Here is a 20,699-nt window from a genome sequence, read left to right as displayed (position 1 = left end):
GTTATGCTACTTTGGCCGTGGCCTGTCTCAGCTCTTTCACCAGATCGAGCCGCTCCCACGAGAACGACCCATCCCGACCAGGCTTACGGCCGAAATGTCCGTAAGCGGCAGTCTTGGCATAGATCGCCTTGTTGAGATCGAGCTGACGGCGGATGCCGGTCGGCGACAGGTCCATCACCTGACGGATTGCCATCTCCACAACTTCTTCCGAAACCGTGCCGGTGCCATGCAGATCGACATAGATCGACAGCGGCTGCGCCACGCCGATCGCGTAGGAAAGCTGGATCGTGCAGCGATCCGCCAGCCCTGCGGCAACCACGTTCTTGGCGATATATCGGGCGGCATAGGCTGCCGAACGGTCGACCTTGGTGGTGTCCTTGCCGGAGAACGCGCCGCCACCGTGCGGTGCAGCACCGCCGTAGGTGTCAACGATGATCTTGCGGCCCGTGAGGCCTGCGTCACCGTCTGGTCCGCCAATCACGAACTTGCCCGTCGGATTGATGTACCAGCGGCAATTGTCGGCGATCCGCAATCCGCCGCTCGACAGAGCTTCGCGGATAAACGGCTCCACGACTTCGCGGACCTTGGCGCTGTCCCAGCTCTCATCCAGATGCTGGGTGGAAAGCACGATTTCCGTCGCCTCAACCGGCTTGCCGTCGATGTAGCGAACGGTGACCTGGCTCTTCGCGTCCGGACCCAGCTTGGCAACCTCGCCAACACCCTTCTTGCGGGCTTCCGACAGAAGCTGGAGGATCAGGTGCGCGTAGTAGATCGGCGCAGGCATCAGCTCCGGAGTCTCACGGCAGGCGTAGCCGAACATGATGCCCTGATCGCCAGCACCCTCTTCGCCCTGACGGTCGGCAGCACTGTCGACGCCCTGTCCGATGTCCGGCGACTGGCCATGCAGGAGCACGTCGATGCGTGCGGTCTTCCAGTGGAAGCCGGCCTGCTCGTAGCCGATAGAGCGAATGGCCTTGCGTGCGGCGGCACGGAACTTCGAAGGGTTGATGACCGGGTGGCCCTGGCTGTCCTGGACCACTTTCCCGTCCTTGTCCTTCTTCAGGAGGCTGTCGGGCACACGCACTTCACCCGCGATCACGACGCGGTTGGTGGTCGCCAGCGTCTCGCAGGCAACCCGGACCTTCCAGAGGTCCATCCCCTCCTTCTTGGCTTCCCGATAGACGAGATCCACGATCTCATCCGAGATGCGGTCACAGACCTTGTCCGGATGACCTTCGGAAACAGACTCACTGGTGAAAAGATAGTTCCTGCGTGCCACGGGCTAACCCCTCTGAGAAAAAAACGCAGCCGATATTGAGCTCTGGATTTGTTATCCAAAGCATCCTCACCCGGTCAAGAGAAAGTCAGTTCAAACACTCGAAGGGAGGAGAAACATTCTCCTTTCGACGATCATTCGGTCACTGACGGCTCCGCAGCCAGGGCTTTCACGAGTTCCAGAACTTTGCGGCGAATCTTGGGATCAGAGATCTTCACAAACGCACGATTGAGCTGGATGCCTTCCGAACTGCTCAGGAAATCGGCAACGTAGGGCGTGGAATCTTCCGCGAGCTTGCCAACGCCACCCTCATCGTCTTCTTCAGGTGCGCCTTCAAAGAAGAAGGAAACGGGCGTGCTCAGGATCGACGCTATGGCCTGCAGGCGGCTGGCGCCCACGCGGTTCGTGCCCTTTTCATACTTCTGGATCTGCTGGAATGTGATTCCCAGGCTCTCGCCCAAACGTTCCTGACTAAGGCCGAGCATGTTTCTACGAAGCCTAATTCTGCTTCCAACATGGACATCGATCGGATTTGGATTCTTCTTCTTCATTTATCCTTTACCATAAAATCAGTCAGGACTTTCGTTTGCGAGATGCTCTGGATCAAACGATGGTCCTCAGGCTGTGTCTGGGCAGGTCCTCAAGAAATTGCGCATGCTGTTAATCAATGACAAGAAACTGACCCGAAGGCAATTTCAAGATAACCATGGCAGGCAAACCGCATTTTGCAATGAAATATTATCGACCGGTCGTCAGATCGCTACGCGACGTCTTGTCTCTCAACGCGTTAGCGTAACCTCAAATAGAAGAACCATGATCTATTGCTCTCCAAGGTTGCGTCGGATCCTAGCATACCGTCAACAAGACGCATAGTCTCTTTACTAATCTAGATTAACTTTGCTGCACCTAAAGTTGTGCAACCATATTCATCTTCAGCAATACTTAGCATTAGCATTAGCCAGGCTGATGTAGCTTCAGGGAGCAGGGCACATGAGCGCTAGCGAGGCGGTTAGAAGAATGGGAACGGGCGTTGGCCCTGCTTGCGGACAACCGAAACTTTGATCGTTTCAGTGCCCGGAAGACACTGAAACGATCCAGTCATTGATTGCAGATATCTTGAAAGCGCAACGGCCCTATGCGCCGTCGCCGCTGCTGATGCCGGCTGCGTGGCTAGCTGCCTTGGGCAGACGGCGGCGGCGATCGACTGCACGGCCCTGCACGATGCGCACGCGCTTCACACGCCGCGGGTCGGCATCAAGGATGTGGAATTCATAGCCGGGCACCGCTGCAACCACCTCGCCGCGGGTCGGAACCCTGCCGAGCGTGTTGAAGATCATGCCGCCAATGGTGTCGACCTCTTCGGAATGCTCGCCCCCGCGGAAGTCGCCGCCGATGGCAGCAGCCACCTCATCGATCTCGGCGCGCGCATCCACCACGAAGACGCCTTCGCTGATCTGCTCGATGCGGGGCTCTTCCTCGTCGTGCTCGTCTTCGATGTCACCGACCACCATCTCGACAATATCTTCCAGCGAGACGAGACCGTCCGTGCCGCCGTATTCGTCGATCACCAGCGCCATCTGGATGCGGCTTGCCTGCATCCGCGCCATGAGATCGGCCGCCAGCATGGAGGGCGGAACGAACAGCAACGGACGCATCAGCTCCAGTTCGCCAATGGTCTTGCTCAGGTCGATGTTATGAAGCTCAAGCACCGGCTCGCCGGATGCATCCGCCTGGCCATTGCTGACCGGACGGGCGGCACGGCTGATATGCGCCAGTACGTCCTGGATGTGCACCATGCCGCGCGGGTCATCGAGCGACTCCACATAGACGGGCATGCGCGAATGGGCGCAACGCTCGAACACGTTGATCAGCTCGCCGAGGGTCGTGGACATTTCCACGGCCTCGATTTCGGCCCGCGGAACCATCACGTCCTCGACACGAACCTGCCGGAGGTGAAGGATGTTTTGGAACATCGCCTGCTCGGCAGGCGTCACTTCGCCATGCATGTCATTGGCGATGCTGCGGACCAGATCAGATCCTGACTGGCTGCGCTTCAAGCCGAGCAGTTCGCCAATCTTCTGCAACAAGGACGGTCGTGGGACGTCGTCGTCGGAAACGCGCCTCGGTCGACTCTGCCCCTCTCCGTCGGAGGGTGTTGTTGCTTCACCGCCAGACGCGGTTGCAACAGCAATGGAAGAACTTTCTGTCATTGTCTTTCAGTTGGTTGACCAGCCAAAGTTAGTCGTAAGGATCACTTATCGCAAGCCCCCGGAGGATTATTCTCTCGAGGTCCTCCATCTCCTCGGCCTCTTCCGGCTCTATGTGGTCATAGCCCGCGAGGTGCAAAAACCCATGCACAATCAGATGGGTAAGGTGATGTTCGAAGCTCTTGCCCTCGGCTTCCGCTTCGCGCGCGATCGTCTCGTAGGCAAGCGCAATATCCCCGAAATGTGGCGGAATCCCGGGCATCTGGCTGCCTTCGGGACCGGGGAAGGAAAGCACATTCGTAGGCTTGTCCTTGTCGCGAAACCGCGCGTTCAAATCCCGGATTGACTCGTCATCGGTGAACAACAGGCTGACCGTCTGGCCCTCCTCGATGTCCGTCACCTCGGACATCGCAGCATGAATGGCGCGCGACGCTAGTGCGTAAAGCTCATCCTCGGAGGCCCAATCGCCGCCTTCGACAGAGATCTCTATGTCCAACTTGCTGGTGTCGTCAGTATTGTCTTCAGGCATTTTTGTCTGTTGGTCGGACGCTGTTGCGATCCTTCCTATCATAAGCCTCGACGATTGCCGCAACCAAAGGATGTCTTACCACGTCTTTTTCATTGAACTTTACGGTAACGATACCTGGCACATCGGTCAGAATGCCCAAAGCCTCGACCAGGCCGGACTTGGTGTTCGGCGGAAGATCGATCTGGCTCGGATCGCCCGTGACGATCATGCGGCCGTTCTCGCCGAGACGCGTGAGGAACATCTTCATCTGCATCGGCGTCGTATTCTGCGCTTCGTCCAGAATGACGACGGAATTGGCGAGCGTCCGTCCGCGCATGAAGGCGAGCGGCGCCACCTCGATGACGTCGGCAGCAAGGGCGCGCTCTACCTTGTCGGCAGGCATCATTTCATAAAGTGCATCATAGAGCGGGCGGAGATAGGGATCGACCTTCTCACGCATATCACCCGGCAGGAAGCCGAGACGTTCGCCAGCTTCCACCGCGGGGCGGGAAAGCACGATGCGATCCACCATGCCACGCTCCAACAGCATGGCCGCATAGGCGACCGCGAGGAAGGTCTTGCCTGTACCTGCCGGACCGATGCCGAACACCAGTTCCGAGCGCTCCAGCGCGCGGATATAGGCATCCTGATTGCCGGAACGGGCGTAGATCGTGCGCTTGCGCGTGGAGATCTGGGCAGCCGATAGCTTGCCCTTGGTCTCAAGCGTGGGGAGGCTGAGCTGATCCTCCGAAGCCTGCACGAGCCGGACTGCGCCATCGACATCGGAAGCCGTCAGCGCTGTACCGCCCTTCACCAGCCCATAGAGATAGTCGAGCGCCCTCCGCGCCAACTCTGCAGCGGTGTGCTCGCCCTTGATCGACAACTGGTTGCCCTTGGAGTGAATGCTCACTCCAAGCTTCTGCTCAACCCTGGCCAGATTTTCATCAAAGGGGCCGTAGAGAGTGCCGGCATCCTTGTTGTTGTCGAAGGTCAGAACGACATGAGTCATGTCAGATGCGCCGGAAGCAATGTTACTCAAGTCCGTGCGGCTGCTCAAACGAGCTCCTCCCTCAAGCGGTTACCGGGATCTCAGAGTCCGCAAAGAGACTGTGCGAGCCCGCCTTGCTTATTCGTACTCTAACAATGTCCCCGATGTCACCAAGTTCCGCATTCATGATCACAGGCTGGAGCCAAGGCGAACGGCCGACGATCTGGCCTGCGTCTCGGCCGGGCTTTTCGATCAGCACGTCCATTTCCAAACCTGCGCGGCTCTGCGCGAAGGCCGCCTGCTGCTCGTTGAGCAGTGCCTGCAAACGCTGCAGCCGCTCGTCCTTCACATGCTCTTCCACGTGATTGCTCATGCCGGCACCCGGCGTTCCGGGACGCGGCGAATACTTGAACGAGAAGGCCTGCGCGTAGTTCACCTCGCGGATGATGCGCATGGTGTCCTCGAAGTCCTGGTCGGTCTCGCCGGGGAAACCAACGATGAAGTCGCCGGACATGGCAATATCAGGCCGCGCTCCCCGAATGCGATCGATCAGGCGCAGGTAGTCTGCTGCCGTGTGCTTGCGGTTCATCGTCTTCAGGATCCGGTCGGAACCGGACTGCACGGGCAGGTGCAGGTAAGGCATCAGTTGCGGCAGGTCGCGATGTGCTGCGATCAGCGACTCCGACATATCGCGCGGATGGCTGGTCGTGTAGCGAAGGCGGGAGAGTCCCGGCACTTCCGCCAAGCGGAACAGAAGCTCACCCAGGCCCCATTCCTTGCCGTCCGGCCCCTCACCGTGCCAGGCATTCACGTTCTGGCCAAGCAGAGTGACCTCGCGCACGCCGGATTCCGCCAGCCGCTGCGCTTCCGTCAGGATCTGGTTTACCGGGCGCGACACCTCGGAACCGCGCGTATAGGGCACCACACAGAAAGTGCAGAACTTGTCGCAACCTTCCTGAACCGTGAGGAACGCGGTCACGCCGCGATTGCGCACGATGGCTTTCGCGGGCTGCGGCAGGTGCTCGAACTTGTCCTCGATCGCGTATTCCGTCTCGACAACCTTCTCGCCGGACTTCGCCCGCTTCACGACGGAAGGCAGCCGGTGATAGGTCTGTGGCCCGACGACGAGGTCGACCGAAGGCGCCCGCCGGAGGATCTCACGACCTTCCGCCTGCGCAACGCAGCCGGTGACGCCGATCAGCAGTTCCTGACCGACTGACGCCTTCTCTTCCTTGAGTTTGCGGATACGGCCGAGCTCAGAATAGACCTTCTCCGCGGCCTTCTCCCGGATATGGCAGGTATTGAGCAGAACAAGGTCCGCCTCTTCCATATTCTCGGTCAAACCATAGCCGTCCGACGCCAGTGCATCAGTCATGCGCTGTGAGTCATAGACATTCATCTGGCAGCCGTAGGTCTTCATGAAGACCTTCTTCGTGGCAGCCTGGGCAGGGGCGTCCTGCAGCGGAGAAACAACGTTGGTCAATTTTTCGTCGCGCGCGATATTCTGTTCCATGGGGGCCTAACTAAAGCATTTTGCAGCCGAATGGAAATGTTTGACGCTTAGGCGATGCGACAAAACCAACGCAATTTTAGCCTGAGCATTGCGGTGGAGGACCCAACCCCCTCACTTTTCCCGGCGAAGCGTCGTGGAAAGCATCGCCCGTACCTGTCGTTCGGCAAGGCGGGCAATCTCCTTGCGATCACCATCCGACGAGAACTCGATCGGCTCGCCGAAGACAACCTCGACGTCGATATGGCCGCGCTTGAGGATCTCGAGGAGATGCGGAACGAAATCGGCGTCTCCAATCCAGGCAACTTCGGTGCGTTCGCTGCGGTTGAGCTTCAGCCCTCTGCGCGCCACGTAGGCGATCGCAACCGGCTGGACCAGAACGGACTTGCCGGTCTCGTTCATCGCAAGCTTGGCCGCACCAAACAGCGTGCTCTTGAACGGAAGCACCCGATTGCCGTCACCTGTGGTCCCTTCGGCAAACAGCACCATCGGATCGCCATCGGAAAGACGCGTCGCAATCTCCTTTGCCTGTTCCGATGAAGCGCGCTTGCGCTCTCGCTCGACGAAAACGGACCTCTGCAGCCGCGCGAACTGTCCCATCACCGGCCAGTTACGCACTTCCGACTTCGCCACGAAATGTACGCCCGTGATGGATCCCAGCACCAGGATGTCCGTCCATGACACGTGATTGGAGGCGAGCAGCACGGGCTGGCCGCGTGCAGCCGAACCGTTTGCCCGGACGCGTATCCGCATGATCTTCAGCGTCATTCGGTGCCACAGCTGCGGCAGCCTGCGATCGCTCCACCAGCCCGTGCGCAGCGCCACGCTCTGGGCCAGCATCATCGGCGCCGTGTAACTGGCGATCAGAGCAATCTTGCCGGCAACGCGGATCGTTCTGAGCATATGTTTCTCTAAGCCTGACGATCCCGCCGCATGACCAGAGCGTTCGTGGGAGGAGATCCGGGATTGCTGTAATAGGCGGGCCGGCAACCGACCTCCTCAAATCCGAGCCGCCGGTAGAGGGCCAGCGCCGGGGCATTCGTCTCGTCCACTTCCAGAAACAGGCTTTCGACGCGCTCTGCATGGAGGTGCCGCAGCACGGAATCCATGAGCTGATGCCCAAGGCCACGCGCGCGCAGTTTCCGGGGAACGACGATCGTCAGGATCTCCGCCTCGCCCGCTGCATGACGCGCAAGCACGAAGCCGCAGAGTGGTCCGGAGGGTACGCCCTCTTCCACCACGGCATAGCCGAAAACCGTATCCTGCCGCAGAAGCGACTCGAACTCTCCGCTGCTCCACGGCCGGACAAAGCCCTCTTCATGGAGGGAGGCGAGCGCTTCGCAATCCTCCAGCTCAACTGTCCGGACGAAGTAGTTACGCCGCCAGAACGGCGTGAATGAGAACGACATCACCCCCCCTTCACAGGCAATGCGAAATTCAAGTTCGGCTTGGCGTCTGCAGGACGAAGATACAGCGGTTTTGGCATTGTGCCATCAGACAATCGTCTGGCAGCGATCTCCGCAAAATAGCGGATATCGGCTGTCGCCCGCTGAGGCCCGAGATCGAAGCCCGCTAAAATCCTTGCTAACACTTCCGGAACCATATCACCGGCAAGAACGGGGCTCACCGCCCTGGCAAGCTCCGCGGCCTCATCGAAGGTTGCCAGGCGCGGGGCTTCAATGGTGTTCCCAGCTTCATCAAACAGGGCGAGCGCGGCGCGATCACCAGCCTTGGTGACCACCAGCACCTTGCGAGCCGGCCATGCGGCCCGCGTTTCCGCGCCAAGAGCCTCCGAAGTCGTAACGCCAACGGCTGGCACCTTGAGCGCCAGCGCCAGCCCCCTCGCTGCCGCGACACCGACGCGCACACCGGTGAAGGAGCCCGGGCCGACGGAAACCGCGATCTTGCTGAGGTTGGAATAGCCAAGTTTGGCTTCTGCCAGCGCGTCATCAATGACGGCGATCATGTGCTCGGCATGGCCCTTGCCAAGGTCGAGCACCGACCTGCCGAGTTCCTGGCCGGAGTCGGGGTCAAAAACGCAGGCCGCGCAGAGCGCGGCCGAAGTGTCGATCACGAGAATCATGACCTGATTATTGCTCCGCCTTGCGACAGAGTGATGGCAAAGGCGTCATCAGGACGCCATTGCCTCCGCCTTTTTCTCGAGGCGGCGACGATGCAGGACCGGCTCGGTGTAGCCGTTCGGCTGCTCCCGACCCTTGAACACGAGATCGCAGGCGGCCTGGAAGGCAATCGACGCATCGAAGTTCGGCGCCATCGGCTGGTAGAGCGGGTCGCCCGCGTTCTGCCGGTCGACGACAGCGGCCATGCGCTTCATCGTCTCCATCACCTGGTCTTCCGTCACCACGCCGTGGTGCAGCCAGTTGGCGATGTGCTGCGAGGAGATGCGCAACGTCGCGCGGTCTTCCATCAGGCCGACGTCGTTGATGTCCGGCACCTTGGAGCAGCCAACGCCCTGGTCGATCCAGCGGACGACATAGCCCAGGATGCCCTGCGCATTGTTGTCGAGCTCAGCCTTGATCTCTTCCGGCGACCAGTTCGGACGCGTCGCAACCGGGATCGACAGAATGTCGGCGAGCTTGGCGCGCGGACGCGACTTGATCTCGGCCTGCACGGCCTTCACGTCGACCGCGTGGTAGTGCGTCGAATGCAGCGTTGCAGCCGTGGGCGAAGGAACCCAGGCAGTGTTCGCGCCGGCCTTCGGATGGCCGATCTTCTGCTCCAGCATTGCCGCCATCAGGTCCGGCATGGCCCACATGCCCTTGCCGATCTGCGCATGGCCGGAGAGGCCGCATTCGAGACCGATATCGACGTTCCAGCTCTCGTAAGCCGAGATCCAGGCAGCCTGCTTCATGTCGCCCTTGCGGATCATCGGGCCAGCTTCCATCGAGGTATGGATCTCGTCGCCGGTACGGTCGAGGAAGCCGGTGTTGATGAACACCACGCGCTCACGCGCTGCGCGGATGCACTCCTTGAGGTTGACCGTCGTGCGGCGCTCCTCGTCCATGATGCCCATCTTCATCGTGTTGGGCTTCATGCCGAGCGCGTCTTCCACGCGGCTGAACAGCTCGACGGCGAACGCTACCTCGTCCGGGCCATGCATCTTCGGCTTCACCACATACATGGAGCCGGCGCGGCTGTTCTTGCGGCGGCCGTTCGGACCGATGTCATGCAGCGCGATCGCCGCCGTGAACATCGCATCCATGATTCCTTCCGGAACCTCGTTGCCGTCGCGATCGAGGATCGCCGGGTTAGTCATCAGGTGACCGACGTTGCGGATGAGCATCAGCGAGCGGCCGGTTAGGGACGCGGAAGAGCCGTCAGCTGCCGTGAACGTCACGTCGTCCGAGAGCTTGCGGGTGACCGTCTTGCCGCCCTTCTCGAACGTGTCGACCAGGTCGCCCTTCATCAGGCCGAGCCAGTTGCCATAGGCGAGAACCTTGTCCTCGGCGTCAACCGCGGCAACGGAATCCTCGCAGTCCATGATCGTGGTGATCGCGGACTCAACAACCACATCGGCGATGTGCGCCTTGTCATCGCGGCCGATCGGGTGGTCAGCCTTCACGACTACACGGACGTGCAGGTTGTTCTTCTTCAGGAACACTTCGGTCGGAGCAGCGGCATCGCCGTTAAATCCGGCAAACTGGCCAGCATCCTTGAGCGCGACAGTGCCGTTGTCGGTCTTGATGGCGAGCTTGCCACCCTCGACGGAAAGGCCGGAGATATCCGACCAGCTTGCGCCTTCAAGCGGTGCGCTCTGGTCGAGGAAGTTGCGCGCCCAGGCAATAACCTTTGTGCCACGCTTCGGGTTGTAGCCCGCGCCCTTCTCCGCGCCGTCAGCCTCGGGAATCGCATCCGTGCCGTAGAGCGCGTCGTAGAGCGAGCCCCAGCGGGCGTTGGCAGCGTTCAGTGCATAGCGCGCGTTCATGACCGGCACGACGAGCTGCGGTCCGGCGACGTCGGCGATCTCGGCGTCCACGTCGGTCGTGCTGACCTGGAATTCCGGACCTTCTTCGCGAAGGTAGCCGATCTCGCGCAGGAAGGTCTCGTAGGCGGCCAGATCAGTCGGCGCGCCGTTTTCCTTGTGCCACGCATCGATCTTTGCCTGCAGATCATCTCGAACCTGCAGAAGCTCGCGGTTCTTCGGAGCAAGCGCATGCACGATCTCGGAAAGCTTCAGCCAGAACGTCTCGGCATCCACACCCGTGCCGGGCAGGGCCTCATTATTTGCAAAATCATAAAGCGACTTGGCTACCTGCAGCCCGTTGATCGCAACGCGTTCAGTCATGCGTCTCTCCCGAAACAAGATTCCCGTGGCTTTGACCATTTTCTACCGGAACCGTCAATCTCCAGACCTGGGCACCGGCAAGCCAGCTCATGGGCTATTCATAGACCAAAGGATGTCGCCTTTGCCTGCAAAGACTTTCAACCGCCTGATGGGTAATGCAGAAACCAAGCCTGCAAAAAGCCGCTTCGGCGTGGCACCGAAGCGGCTTTCTTGACCAAGCCGGGGAGGAGTCAGGCTCGGCGCAAGGCTTAAGGGGGAAACCTCAGCCATTGCCTGATGTTCCACCGCAGCGTGAAATTTCCTGCGGCATTGCGCTTTCTCCGCAAGCTTGATCTTGAGGGCTGACGGGATTAGAGCATCACCAACATGGGAAAGCAGGCGCGCACGCGCCGCTTGGTCCACTCAAGAGTTCCATTCAGAAGCCCTGGTGCCTGTCGAAGGCGAGCCGTTCCACCGCAGTTGCGGAGTGACCGACCCGGGGTTTTCGACGTTCGAGGCCACGCATGCAAAGTAAGGCGCAAACCAGCAATCTGCCGTTCACTGTCGCGGCGCTCTATCGCTTCGCCCGCCTGCCGCAGTACCAGGAATTGCAGCAGCCACTGTTCGATCTCTGCACCAGCAATGGGATCAAGGGAACGCTGCTCCTCGCCGCCGAAGGCATCAACGGTACCGTCGCGGGCTCCGCTCAGGCCATTGCCGAACTGGTCCGCTATATTGAATCAATCCCCGAGCTGGCAGACCCGGAACTGAAATACTCCTACGCCAGCGCCATGCCCTTCCATCGCATGAAGGTCCGCCTGAAGCGGGAGATCGTGACCATGGGCGTCGAGGATGTCGATCCGCTGAAGACGGTGGGTACCTATCTCTCGCCAACCGAGTGGAACGATCTGATCTCAGACGAAGAGACGATCGTCATCGACACGCGGAACGACTATGAGGTCGCGATCGGCACCTTCCAGCGCGCCGAAAACCCAAACACCAAGACTTTCCGGGAATTTCCGAAGTGGGTGGAAGAGAACCGCGAGAAGCTTGAGGGCAAGAAGATCGCGATGTTCTGCACCGGCGGCATCCGCTGCGAAAAGGCCACTGCTTACGTGAAGGGCCTTGGCCTCGATGACGTCTTCCATCTTAAGGGCGGCATCCTGAAGTATCTTGAGGAAATGCCCCGCGAAAAGAGCCTCTGGGAAGGCGAATGCTTTGTCTTCGACGAGCGCGTCGCTGTCGGCCATGGCCTCACGGAAAGCGACGTCGAACTCTGCCGTGCCTGCCGCCGTCCCATCCACGCCGAGGACAAGCTGCACCAGTACTACGAAGAAGGTGTTTCCTGTGCCGCCTGCTATGACGAGCGCACGCCGGAAGACCGCGCCCGCTACCGCGAACGCCAGAAGCAGGTGAAGCTCGCTGCAAAGAAGGGCGTGAGCCACATCGGGAGCTGAGCGGTTCCAGGGAAGGTGCGCACCGGTTTTCGTCCGGAACCGCAAGTAAACGATAAACCCGATACCTGCTACGGCTTGCGGGCTTCTACCACGCACGGCACGCGTGGGCTTGTATAATTCGAGCCCATCACGGCCACCAGGAATTGCGACTGGGAAGGTGGAAGAGGACGCGTGAGAGTATAGTCCGCGCCGACGCGCACCCGCGGCACAGACCAGCTAATGACGGTTCCAGCGGGAAGGTTTTCCGCACTGTCGTTGATGAGAACGACATCATAGCCGTTCACCATGCAGCGCAGTTCCCCCGCGGCGCCTTCCGGCGCTGCTCCCTGCTGCGCGAAAGCAGGGGCTGCAAACAGGAATGGGAGAAAGAGTCCCGCCAGGACTGGAGCAATTTCAGCAAAAGTGGGAACCGGTTTTCCGTCCGTAATTGCGTTAAGACAATGGCTTAGATCATCACAGCGTTTCTGTGAAACACTGAAATGATCTAGCCTTCCTGACACGGGATGGGTGGCTCCAACTATCGTCATCGCGTTACCAACCTCCTCCACCCTGCAGTTGTGACCCACATGACCGAAGCGTCCGCTGAACGCTCCCTTCAATGCGTTCCGGCTCAACGCGAACCGGAACCCTGTCTCACATCAAGCCCCACACTCCGCGTCACGGCTTCGGGCCTATGCGGATAAGGCCAGTCTCCAGTGGATCCGTCGACAGTGGCGTATCGCCGGCCGGAGCTCCGGTGAGTTTCAGCATATGAGCCAGCATGGCCGCATAGTCTTCTTCGCTCGCAAAGCCGGGATTGCTCTTCGGCATGGTCCAGCGCGTGTAGGAATAGAGCGCGCCGAGTGAGCGGCCGTCCCAGTTGCGCAGGAACTTGGCCCGGGCAAGCGGTGGTCCGGGCAGCATGTCCCTGTCTTCCGGAACACCGTCGAGGCGGCGCCCATGGCAGAGCCCGCAGGCGCCGTTGTAGACCGTCTGCCCTTGCTTTGCCTGCTCTTCGGTGTAAACGCCATCCCAGATCGACCGCACGGCACCGCCCGGCTCCAGGTTGCCCCGGATGCCTGCCACATCGCTCGCGCTGACCTGGCCATATGAATTTCCAAACGAGTTTCGCACGTAGCTCGCCAGCGCAGCAACCTCCTCATCGCTGAACCATGGGAAGGGAGGCATGATCGCCACCCCCTGGTGGATATTGGTGACAATCGTCTCAACATCCTCCAGGCTGGACGAACTGGCGAGACTTGGAAATTCGTTGGCCTTCGGCCGGCCATCATTTCCGTGACAGATCGCACAGTTATGGTTGAAGAGCTTTTGGCCCTGCTCCATGAGCGAAGCGTCGGCACCCTGTGCGGATGCCGGTGCCTGTGAGATGCAGATCATCCCTACCGCCGCGAGCATCGCGTTCAATATCGTTTTCATGTTCTTTTTCCCCGTCGGTGTAGGGCAGCTTTGCTCCCGCATCGCTATGCCCACAGCTCGCTCACAGAGTATTCCCGGTCCTCGAACATCTCCGCTCTCAGAGTCATGTCTTCGGTAATCTCGCCATTGCTCTTGAAGGCAAAATACGGAGCTCTGGACACGAAGACCGTATAAGCGCCCTTCGGCAGCCGCACTTCGGCGACGCCCTCTTCGTTGGTCCATCCGCGATAGGGATGCACGACGACCTTGGCTTTCGGCACGGGCGCGTTGGTTGCCGCGTCGAAAGCCTCGATGCGAAGCGTCACTTCCGGTGCCCGCGTAACGTTCAGGTGCACCGCCAGCTTGCGCTCGGCATGCGGGACCTCTGCTTCCTCCGACGGAAGCGCCACGACAGCCCATTCGTGGTGACCCTCCACGGAAGGCGCATCGAGATCGATGCAGGTATAGAAGAGCGACGTGGTACCGGGCCATGGCTCGTCGCCTACCGTGCCGGCCGCGATTTCCTGACCCTCGCCATTCAGCAGCCGGAACGACCATCCCTTTACCTCACAACCGCAAGGGCACTTGAGCCCGATGGTCATCGGGAATGTGATGCCCTGCTCGATCGCCGAGGGAATGTCCCAGACCGTGACGCTGATCGGGTGCGGGGCGATGGTGACGGTGAACTCCGCTTCCTCGCAATCACAATCATCGCTTTCAAGGCGCGCGGTCCAGGTCTGCGACCCGGGTTCTGAGGGAGCCATACGCTCCAGCTTCGCCGTCAGGGGTTCAGGGGCGTAGCGACCTGCAAGTGCTGCCCGGCCGGCTTCTGCGCCGCTAGCGTCGTAGAATACAACCTCCCCCTCCACATCCATGGGTTCGGGGGTTTCAAGGCGGGCGGTCAGGATGATCTCGCCGAATGGTTCGACCTGCTCCGGGCTCGCGGTGACGACAAGATGCGGACCGACCTCAACTTCTTGATCTTCAGTTTCCATGGTCTTCTTCACTCATATGCCGAAATGAAACCGGCCAGCAGGATGCCCTGCCGGCCGGCCAGTCACTTAGCCCTCCTGGGCGGCATGCGTACCGGCTATGAAGCCCTGAACATGCCCCTTGCCCAGACCATGCTTGTTGAAGCCACCGACAGCTTCGCCACCAGCATAGAGGCCCGGGATCGGCTTGCCCTCCATGTCGATGACCTGCTGACGGCCGTTACAACGCAGACCACCGTAGCTGTCGTGCCAGATGACCATGATAGACAGCGCATAGAACGGCGGCTTGGAGATCGCGTACATCGGCGCGTCCTTCTCGCGCTCGAATTCCGGATCCGCACCGGCCGCGACATAGCCGTTCCACGTCTCGATCGTCTTGCCAAGATAAGCGAGCGGCACGCGCTGATAAGGATGGCGCGCGTAGATCTTTGCAGCCAGATCCTCGATTGACTCCGCCTTGAAGAAATAGCCGTTCTCTTCATTGACGTAGGGGAAACGAAGCTCCCAGCCCGTCCGCTCAATGGCGTCCTCGTCGAAGATCGCCCAGATCGGCCCCGAGTAGTAGTTCGGTGCGCGCGAGCCTTCGTTCATTGCGAGAGCCGCATCAAGGCCGTGATCGTAGTTGTAGCTCTGGCGGATCCACTCGGCCGAGCAGTTGCGCCAGTCGAGCGGCTTGTGCTCCAGCCCGCGTCCCGGAGCAGCGCCATCGCCCGGATAGCGGTTGCCGGCCGGACGCTTCGGCAGGCGCACTTCGTTGAAGAAGCGCTTGCCGACCTGGTTGACAGCAATGAACTCCTCGAACCCGGCGTTACCGACGTTGACGCCTGCGGAGCCGCGGAACACAAACGTCGGATGGCCCGGCATCATGTTCGTATAGGCGTCGCGAGTACCCAGCGTCGTCGCGATATGGTAGGTGGTCGGGTAGGACAGGTTCTGCTGCATGCCAGCGAGGTTGGCGCCGATCTTCAGCGCAGCCTTCAGTGCAGTCGCATCCTGGCCGCCGGGACCCTGCAAGGCACTACCGGAGGTCGGGAACGCTGGGTCGCGCATGGCCGGATAGAACATGCTACGGACTTCCGGATTACCCGCATGACCGCCGGATGCAAGAATAACGGCCTTGCGGGCACGGATGCGGAGGTTTGGACGACGTTCATCGATATTGCCGAGCTGCCAGAAGCTTTCCAGACGTTCACCGGATTTCGGATGCACGCGCGGCCGGTACTCTGCAGTTATACCGGTGACGCGACCCTCGAACGGCTTCTCGCGGATGAGGTCGATGAAGGCGCGGTGCAGCATGAAGTGCACGCCCTTTTCACGGGCCGAGAACTCCAGCGGGCGAGCAAGTGCCACACCGTTGCGAACGGCGTCTGGCCCGACAAACTGCGTTGCGTCTTCCATCTGCACCGGAGCAAACGGGCTGGTGCGTTCAAAGTCGGCGACACCTGCGTCTTCGCGCGTGATGGTGCCAGCCTTGATGTCGGTCTTGTCACCGAGCATCAGGAAGCAGTACGGCGCGCGGGCACGGCTCAGACCGCCGCCGCCGTGTGTGCCGCTGACACGGGTAAACCGGACGTAGTTGTCCATCAGAAACTGGCGGGTTGGCGGGCAGTTTTCCGCCCATGCGCGCATCATCTCGCGCTCGTTGTAGCGGTAGGGCGACTGTGCCTTGCCGTCGACAACGGACCAATCCGTAACGTCGGTGAAGAGCAACTCGACACTGTCATCGAGCTCGGCTGGATCCTCAACCGGCGGAACCGTGATGAAGCCTTCCGCATCGGCCTCGCCAGCCATGTCGCGCTTCTGGATGGGATCACCACCACCAAGCGACAGGAACGAGCCCGAGTGCAACATACGGCCGCCGAGATCGTAGTTCTGGTCGACGACGAGCACCGACGCGCCGGAATCACGTGCGCGGATGGCAGCGGTGATGCCTGCGCAGCCACCACCGCAGATCACGACGTCATACTCATAGTCCCACGCCTCTTCGGAATGGTCTGCAGAGGCAACGGCCACCGATCCGCCCAATGCTGCTGCGCTAACGCCTGCAGCAGCACCCGCCTTGAAGAACTCGCGGCGGCTCAAGGCCTTCTTGGCCTCCTCCTCGAGACGTCTTTCCTTGTCTTTCTTTCTCATGCTCTCCTCCTTGGAAATCCGACCCCCTCCTGGGTCGTAGCCGACACCACCGCCGCCTCAATTAATCAGACAACTTCCATCCCGTCGGCTTTCGCCAACGTCAGCCACCTCAAGAAAAGCATCCGCTAGACTATACAGTCGCACGCAAACACACAGGCGAAACCCGTGTACCGATAGCCTTTAGGAGTAAGTATTTTTACTTAACGAGATAAGGTGCCAAAATAAGTTATCTAATTTCCACCTCGATGTAGGGAGCGGAGGAACCTTCGAAACTTTCATCAGGACGCTATGGCTCGTACACACTACTGTCCATCTTAAAATTCTACAGGGAGCCTGAAGAAAAACTTGCATCAAACAAAAACCATGCCCTTAATGGGGTATGGGCATATCAATAAAGCAGCTGGAGTATTTTACGGCAGTAACCGGAGCGGGGAGTATTACCCGTGCTGCGGAACTGTTGCACGTAACGCCCACGGCCATCAGTCTGCAGATTCGCCTTCTTGAAGATCTGGTGGGTACGCCGCTCTTGACCCGTCACTCACGTGGAATCGTCCCCACACCGGTCGGTAAAGACCTTCTCCCGCTGGCATCACAAATTCTTGATCTTGTCGCGACCATGGAGAAGACATTTATCCGCAAAGACCCTGCGGTGCGTGAGATCCGCCTTGGCGCACCTCCGGCCTTTTCCCGCCTTATCGGGGTTGAAGCGCTGGAAGGGGCCGCTACCTGGCTGGGGACCCCGAACCTGAGACTCGTGGAAGGCTGGACGCACGAGCTGGAACAGCGACTGGAACGCAGCGAACTCGATTGCATGATTGGATGGAACCTTCCCAGGCATTCCGAGGTGCATGTAACGCCTCTGCTCGAGGACGAGTTCTATTTCGTCTGCGCGCCGGAGATCTCAAGTGGTGCTCCTACGATCACCGTGAAGGAAGTGCTAGCCTCGCCTTTGGTCTTCTACGGCCAGAACAGCGCCTCCTGGCGCGTTGCCCAGCAGGCCGCTCGGTCATCTGGCCTGAAACTGGACTCGGAACGCCATGTGGAATCCATCGCCGTGTGGCGTTCCCTGCTCTGCCGGGGGCTCGGAACCTCGATAGTTTCCATGGGATCGATCCGGGACGAGTATCTGCGTGGCGAACTCGTCATGCAGAAGATCATCGGCTACACGGATACCCGAATGGTCGAAGTTGCGGTTCGCATCGAGCACAAGGCAGAGCCCTGGGCTCTGGCGATCTCCGACTTCCTGAAGAACCTCATGCTGGAAGCGCACTTGACACTGCCGGTCGCGGAGCCAGCTCTGCAGGCATAACGCCGCGCCCGACGCGCTCATGTTGTCTGCGACCCCGTACTATCCTATAGCGGCACGAAAGTGGATGGATGGCTTTGGCTATTCCCTTCAACGCCAGTTCTGAGCAGCTGAAACGGTAGCCGTTCTCCATGCTAAACGAGACCTTCGACACCCTGATCCTCGGCGCAGGCGCAGCCGGAATGATGTGCGCCAGCCATGCAGCGGCCAGAGGCGGACGCGTTCTCATCGTTGATCACGCAAAGTCCCCCGGAGAAAAGATCCGCATCTCCGGCGGCGGGCGCTGCAACTTCACCAACATCGGAACGTCAGCGCGCAACTTCCTGTCGAAGAACCCGCATTTCGCCAAGTCCGCGCTCGGCCGCTACACCCAGCACGACTTCATCACGCTGGTCGAAAAATACGGCATCTCCTACCACGAGAAGACGCTGGGCCAGCTCTTTTGCGATAATTCCGCGAAGGACATCATCCAGATGCTTCTGGACGAAATGGCGCGCCACGGCTCAGAGATGCGTCTCAACACCCGTGTGGCCGAGGTCCAGCAGAACGGCAGCGGCTTCTCTGTCGTGCTTGAAGGCGATGGCGCGGCAAGAATTCAGTGCCGCAATCTGGTTGTCGCCACGGGCGGCAAGTCCATTCCCAAGATGGGTGCGTCGGGACTAGGCTATCAGCTCGCGAGCCAGTTTGGCGTCGCCGTCACGGAGACCCGACCGGCGCTGGTGCCGCTGACCTTCGGCGAGGACATGCTCGCGGGCTTCCGCGAGATCGCCGGCGTCTCCGCACCCGCGCGCATTTCCTGTGGCAAGACGAGCTTTGAGGAAGCGCTGCTCTTCACCCATCGCGGTCTCTCCGGTCCCGCCATTCTGCAGATTTCTTCCTATTGGCGCGAGACGCAACCGATCCGCGTCACCTTCCTGCCGGGCACCGATATCGCAGGAGCGCTCTGCGCGTCGAAGCGTACCCACGGCAAGCGGAGCATCGCCACTGCAATCGGCGAAATCCTGCCGAAGCGCCTCGCATCCTACCTGGCCGAGCTGCACAAGTGGACGGGCGCCATGGGCGAAACGAGCGATCGCAAGCTTGGCGAAATCGCCTCCATTCTGCAGGGCTGGGAGGTCTACCCTATCGGCTCTGAGGGGTACCGGACAGCGGAAGTAACCCTCGGCGGTGTGGATACGGATGGCCTCGACTCCCGCACCATGGAATCGAAGGCCGTTAAAGGCCTCTTCTTCATTGGCGAGGTGGTGGACGTAACCGGCTGGCTTGGCGGCTACAATTTCCAGTGGGCATGGTCGTCGGGCTGGGCCGCAGGCACGGCCATTGCAGAGCGCGGCCGATAGATATGGTCGAGGATCCCCGTCATTATACATCTAAACTATGATGCAGGGCGACAAAGAACAGTGTAAGGGATAGCCCAAAAGTATCCCCTACCTACAGGCAACCCATGGCCACGATCACCGACAGCGTGAGCAGACCGCAGCAGGCGGTCGTTTCAATCATTGCGGCGACTAGCGTCTGCCACATGCTGAACGACATCATGCAGTCGCTGCTGACCTCCATCTATCCGCTGCTGAAGGAAAGCTATGCGCTCGATTTCGTGCAGATCGGCCTTCTGACCTTCGCCTTTCAGGTGACCGCGTCACTCCTGCAGCCGGTGGTCGGCACTGTCACCGACCGTTGGCCCATGCCCTATTCGCTGCCATCGGCGATGCTCTCGACCTTTGTGGGCCTGATCACGCTTGCTTTCGCGCACAGTTTTCCGGTTCTGGTCCTCGGCGCTGGCCTCATCGGCGTGGGCTCGGCAATCTTCCATCCGGAAGCCTCGCGCGTTGCCCGCGTCGCCTCGGGCGGACGCCATGGTTTTGCTCAGTCGGTGTTCCAGGTGGGCGGCAATGCCGGATCGGCGATCGGCCCGCTGCTCGCTGCCTTCATTGTCATTCCGCGCGGACAGGAAAGCCTTGGCTGGTTCTCGATCGTGGCGCTTGCTGGTTTCGGCCTGCTGACCTGGGTCGGCATCTGGTACAGCCGTCACCGGCGCAGCAACCCGGCCCACCGCCAGGTGAACCGCACGCTGCCGCTGCCGCGTAGCACCGTGCTGATGACGCTCCTCGTGCTGGTACTTCTGACGGCGACGAAGAACGCTTATCTGGCGAGCATCTCCAGCTATTTCACCTTCTACACGATCGAGAAGTTCGGCGTGGATGTTCAGGAAGCGCAGCTTCTGCTGTTCCTGTTCCTCGCGGCTTCCGCTGCGGGTGTCTTCCTCGGCGGTCCGATCGGCGACCGTTACGGCGCGCGCGTCGTCATCTGGTTCTCGGTCCTTGGCGTTATTCCCTTCGCGCTCCTGTTGCCCTACACAAACCTGTTCTGGACGGCGGTCCTGGTGGTGGTGATCGGCTTCATCTTCTCCTCGGCCTTTTCGGCCATCGTGGTCTTCGCGCAGGAACTGGTGCCGGGACGCGTCGGCATGATTGGCGGCCTGTTCTTCGGCTTTGCCTTTGGCTTCGGCGGCATCGCTGCAGCTGGCCTCGGCTATTTCGCAGACCGGCAAGGCATCGACTTCGTCTATGACATCTGCTCTTACATGCCGCTGCTCGGCCTGCTGACGATCCTGCTGCCGCGCCTTCCGGGTCACCGGTAGG

19 protein-coding genes and 1 pseudogene are annotated in these 20,699 nt (G+C 60.3%); 5 read left to right on the top strand and 15 right to left on the bottom strand.

Annotated features, from left to right (window positions below; translation table 11 throughout):
- Position 1: 1 nt before the first annotated feature.
- The 11 genes from metK to IEX27_RS14495 all read right to left on the bottom strand — a co-directional run bounded on the left by metK (position 2) and on the right by IEX27_RS14495 (position 11,197).
- Positions 2-1,279, bottom strand: a complete 1,278-nt coding sequence (gene metK, locus IEX27_RS14545; RefSeq protein ID WP_188721808.1) for a methionine adenosyltransferase — start codon at positions 1,277-1,279, stop codon at positions 2-4.
- A gap of 131 nt (positions 1,280-1,410) precedes the next feature.
- A complete protein-coding gene (locus IEX27_RS14540) occupies positions 1,411-1,827 on the bottom strand; it encodes a helix-turn-helix domain-containing protein (protein ID WP_188721807.1) in 417 nt (138 codons plus the stop codon).
- Between the two features lie 582 nt (positions 1,828-2,409).
- Entirely contained in the window at positions 2,410-3,486 is a 1,077-nt protein-coding gene (locus IEX27_RS14535) for a hemolysin family protein (protein WP_188721806.1), read from the bottom strand.
- 28 nt (positions 3,487-3,514) lie between these two features.
- Entirely contained in the window at positions 3,515-4,012 is a 498-nt protein-coding gene (ybeY, locus tag IEX27_RS14530; protein WP_188721805.1) for an rRNA maturation RNase YbeY, read from the bottom strand.
- Positions 4,005-5,000, bottom strand: coding sequence for a PhoH family protein (locus tag IEX27_RS14525; RefSeq protein ID WP_188721804.1), 996 nt, complete (start codon positions 4,998-5,000; stop codon positions 4,005-4,007). The genes ybeY and IEX27_RS14525 overlap by 8 nt, the downstream gene beginning before the upstream one ends.
- A 61-nt stretch (positions 5,001-5,061) precedes the next feature.
- A complete protein-coding gene (miaB, locus tag IEX27_RS14520) occupies positions 5,062-6,492 on the bottom strand; it encodes a tRNA (N6-isopentenyl adenosine(37)-C2)-methylthiotransferase MiaB (RefSeq protein WP_188721803.1) in 1,431 nt (476 codons plus the stop codon).
- A 111-nt stretch (positions 6,493-6,603) separates the two neighbouring features.
- Complete coding sequence (gene olsA, locus IEX27_RS14515; protein ID WP_188721802.1) at positions 6,604-7,392, bottom strand: lyso-ornithine lipid O-acyltransferase; 789 nt, start codon at positions 7,390-7,392, stop codon at positions 6,604-6,606.
- An 8-nt stretch (positions 7,393-7,400) separates the two neighbouring features.
- Complete coding sequence (locus tag IEX27_RS14510) at positions 7,401-7,898, bottom strand: GNAT family N-acetyltransferase (protein ID WP_188721801.1); 498 nt, start codon at positions 7,896-7,898, stop codon at positions 7,401-7,403.
- Positions 7,898-8,572, bottom strand: coding sequence for a tRNA (adenosine(37)-N6)-threonylcarbamoyltransferase complex dimerization subunit type 1 TsaB (gene tsaB, locus IEX27_RS14505; protein WP_188721800.1), 675 nt, complete (start codon positions 8,570-8,572; stop codon positions 7,898-7,900). Before tsaB ends, IEX27_RS14510 begins: the two co-directional genes overlap by 1 nt.
- Positions 8,573-8,620: 48 nt before the next feature.
- Complete coding sequence (locus IEX27_RS14500) at positions 8,621-10,795, bottom strand: malate synthase G (RefSeq protein WP_188721799.1); 2,175 nt, start codon at positions 10,793-10,795, stop codon at positions 8,621-8,623.
- 87 nt (positions 10,796-10,882) lie between these two features.
- Positions 10,883-11,197: a hypothetical protein gene (locus IEX27_RS14495; protein ID WP_188721798.1), complete on the bottom strand. Its 315-nt coding sequence runs from the start codon at positions 11,195-11,197 to the stop codon at positions 10,883-10,885.
- Positions 11,198-11,298: 101 nt separating this feature from the next.
- On the opposite strand from IEX27_RS14495, the gene trhO reads away from it, so the two are divergent.
- On the top strand, positions 11,299-12,231 hold the full coding sequence (gene trhO / locus IEX27_RS14490; RefSeq protein WP_188721797.1) for an oxygen-dependent tRNA uridine(34) hydroxylase TrhO: 933 nt from the start codon (positions 11,299-11,301) through the stop codon (positions 12,229-12,231).
- Positions 12,232-12,299: 68 nt separating this feature from the next.
- On the opposite strand, the gene IEX27_RS14485 is transcribed toward trhO, so the two are convergent.
- The 4 genes from IEX27_RS14485 to IEX27_RS14470 all read right to left on the bottom strand — a co-directional run bounded on the left by IEX27_RS14485 (position 12,300) and on the right by IEX27_RS14470 (position 16,751).
- Positions 12,300-12,758, bottom strand: coding sequence for a hypothetical protein (locus tag IEX27_RS14485; protein WP_188721796.1), 459 nt, complete (start codon positions 12,756-12,758; stop codon positions 12,300-12,302).
- A 130-nt stretch (positions 12,759-12,888) separates the two neighbouring features.
- A complete protein-coding gene (locus IEX27_RS14480; protein ID WP_188721795.1) occupies positions 12,889-13,647 on the bottom strand; it encodes a cytochrome c in 759 nt (252 codons plus the stop codon).
- 44 nt (positions 13,648-13,691) lie between these two features.
- Positions 13,692-14,621 carry a YbhB/YbcL family Raf kinase inhibitor-like protein gene (locus IEX27_RS14475; RefSeq protein ID WP_188721794.1) on the bottom strand — a complete coding sequence of 310 codons (930 nt, stop codon included), beginning with the start codon at positions 14,619-14,621 and terminating at the stop codon, positions 13,692-13,694.
- 66 nt (positions 14,622-14,687) lie between these two features.
- A complete protein-coding gene (locus IEX27_RS14470) occupies positions 14,688-16,751 on the bottom strand; it encodes an FAD-dependent oxidoreductase (protein ID WP_188721793.1) in 2,064 nt (687 codons plus the stop codon).
- 379 nt (positions 16,752-17,130) lie between these two features.
- On the opposite strand from IEX27_RS14470, the pseudogene IEX27_RS21670 reads away from it, so the two are divergent.
- From IEX27_RS21670 to IEX27_RS14455, 4 genes and pseudogenes are all read left to right on the top strand, one after another.
- A pseudogene (locus IEX27_RS21670) lies at positions 17,131-17,307 on the top strand (helix-turn-helix domain-containing protein); the annotation flags it as partial.
- A 60-nt stretch (positions 17,308-17,367) separates the two neighbouring features.
- Positions 17,368-18,060: a substrate-binding domain-containing protein gene (locus IEX27_RS14465; protein WP_244630381.1), complete on the top strand. Its 693-nt coding sequence runs from the start codon at positions 17,368-17,370 to the stop codon at positions 18,058-18,060.
- A 128-nt stretch (positions 18,061-18,188) separates the two neighbouring features.
- Positions 18,189-19,397, top strand: a complete 1,209-nt coding sequence (locus IEX27_RS14460) for a BaiN/RdsA family NAD(P)/FAD-dependent oxidoreductase (protein ID WP_188721791.1) — start codon at positions 18,189-18,191, stop codon at positions 19,395-19,397.
- A gap of 104 nt (positions 19,398-19,501) precedes the next feature.
- On the top strand, positions 19,502-20,698 hold the full coding sequence (locus IEX27_RS14455; RefSeq protein ID WP_188721790.1) for an MFS transporter: 1,197 nt from the start codon (positions 19,502-19,504) through the stop codon (positions 20,696-20,698).
- The last annotated feature ends 1 nt before the right edge of the window (position 20,699 follow it).

Origin of the sequence: Nitratireductor aestuarii, assembly GCF_014641695.1 — a bacterium.
GTDB classification, from domain to species: Bacteria; Pseudomonadota; Alphaproteobacteria; order Rhizobiales; family Rhizobiaceae; genus Chelativorans; species Chelativorans aestuarii.
This window is presented reverse-complemented; position numbering and strand designations above follow the sequence as displayed.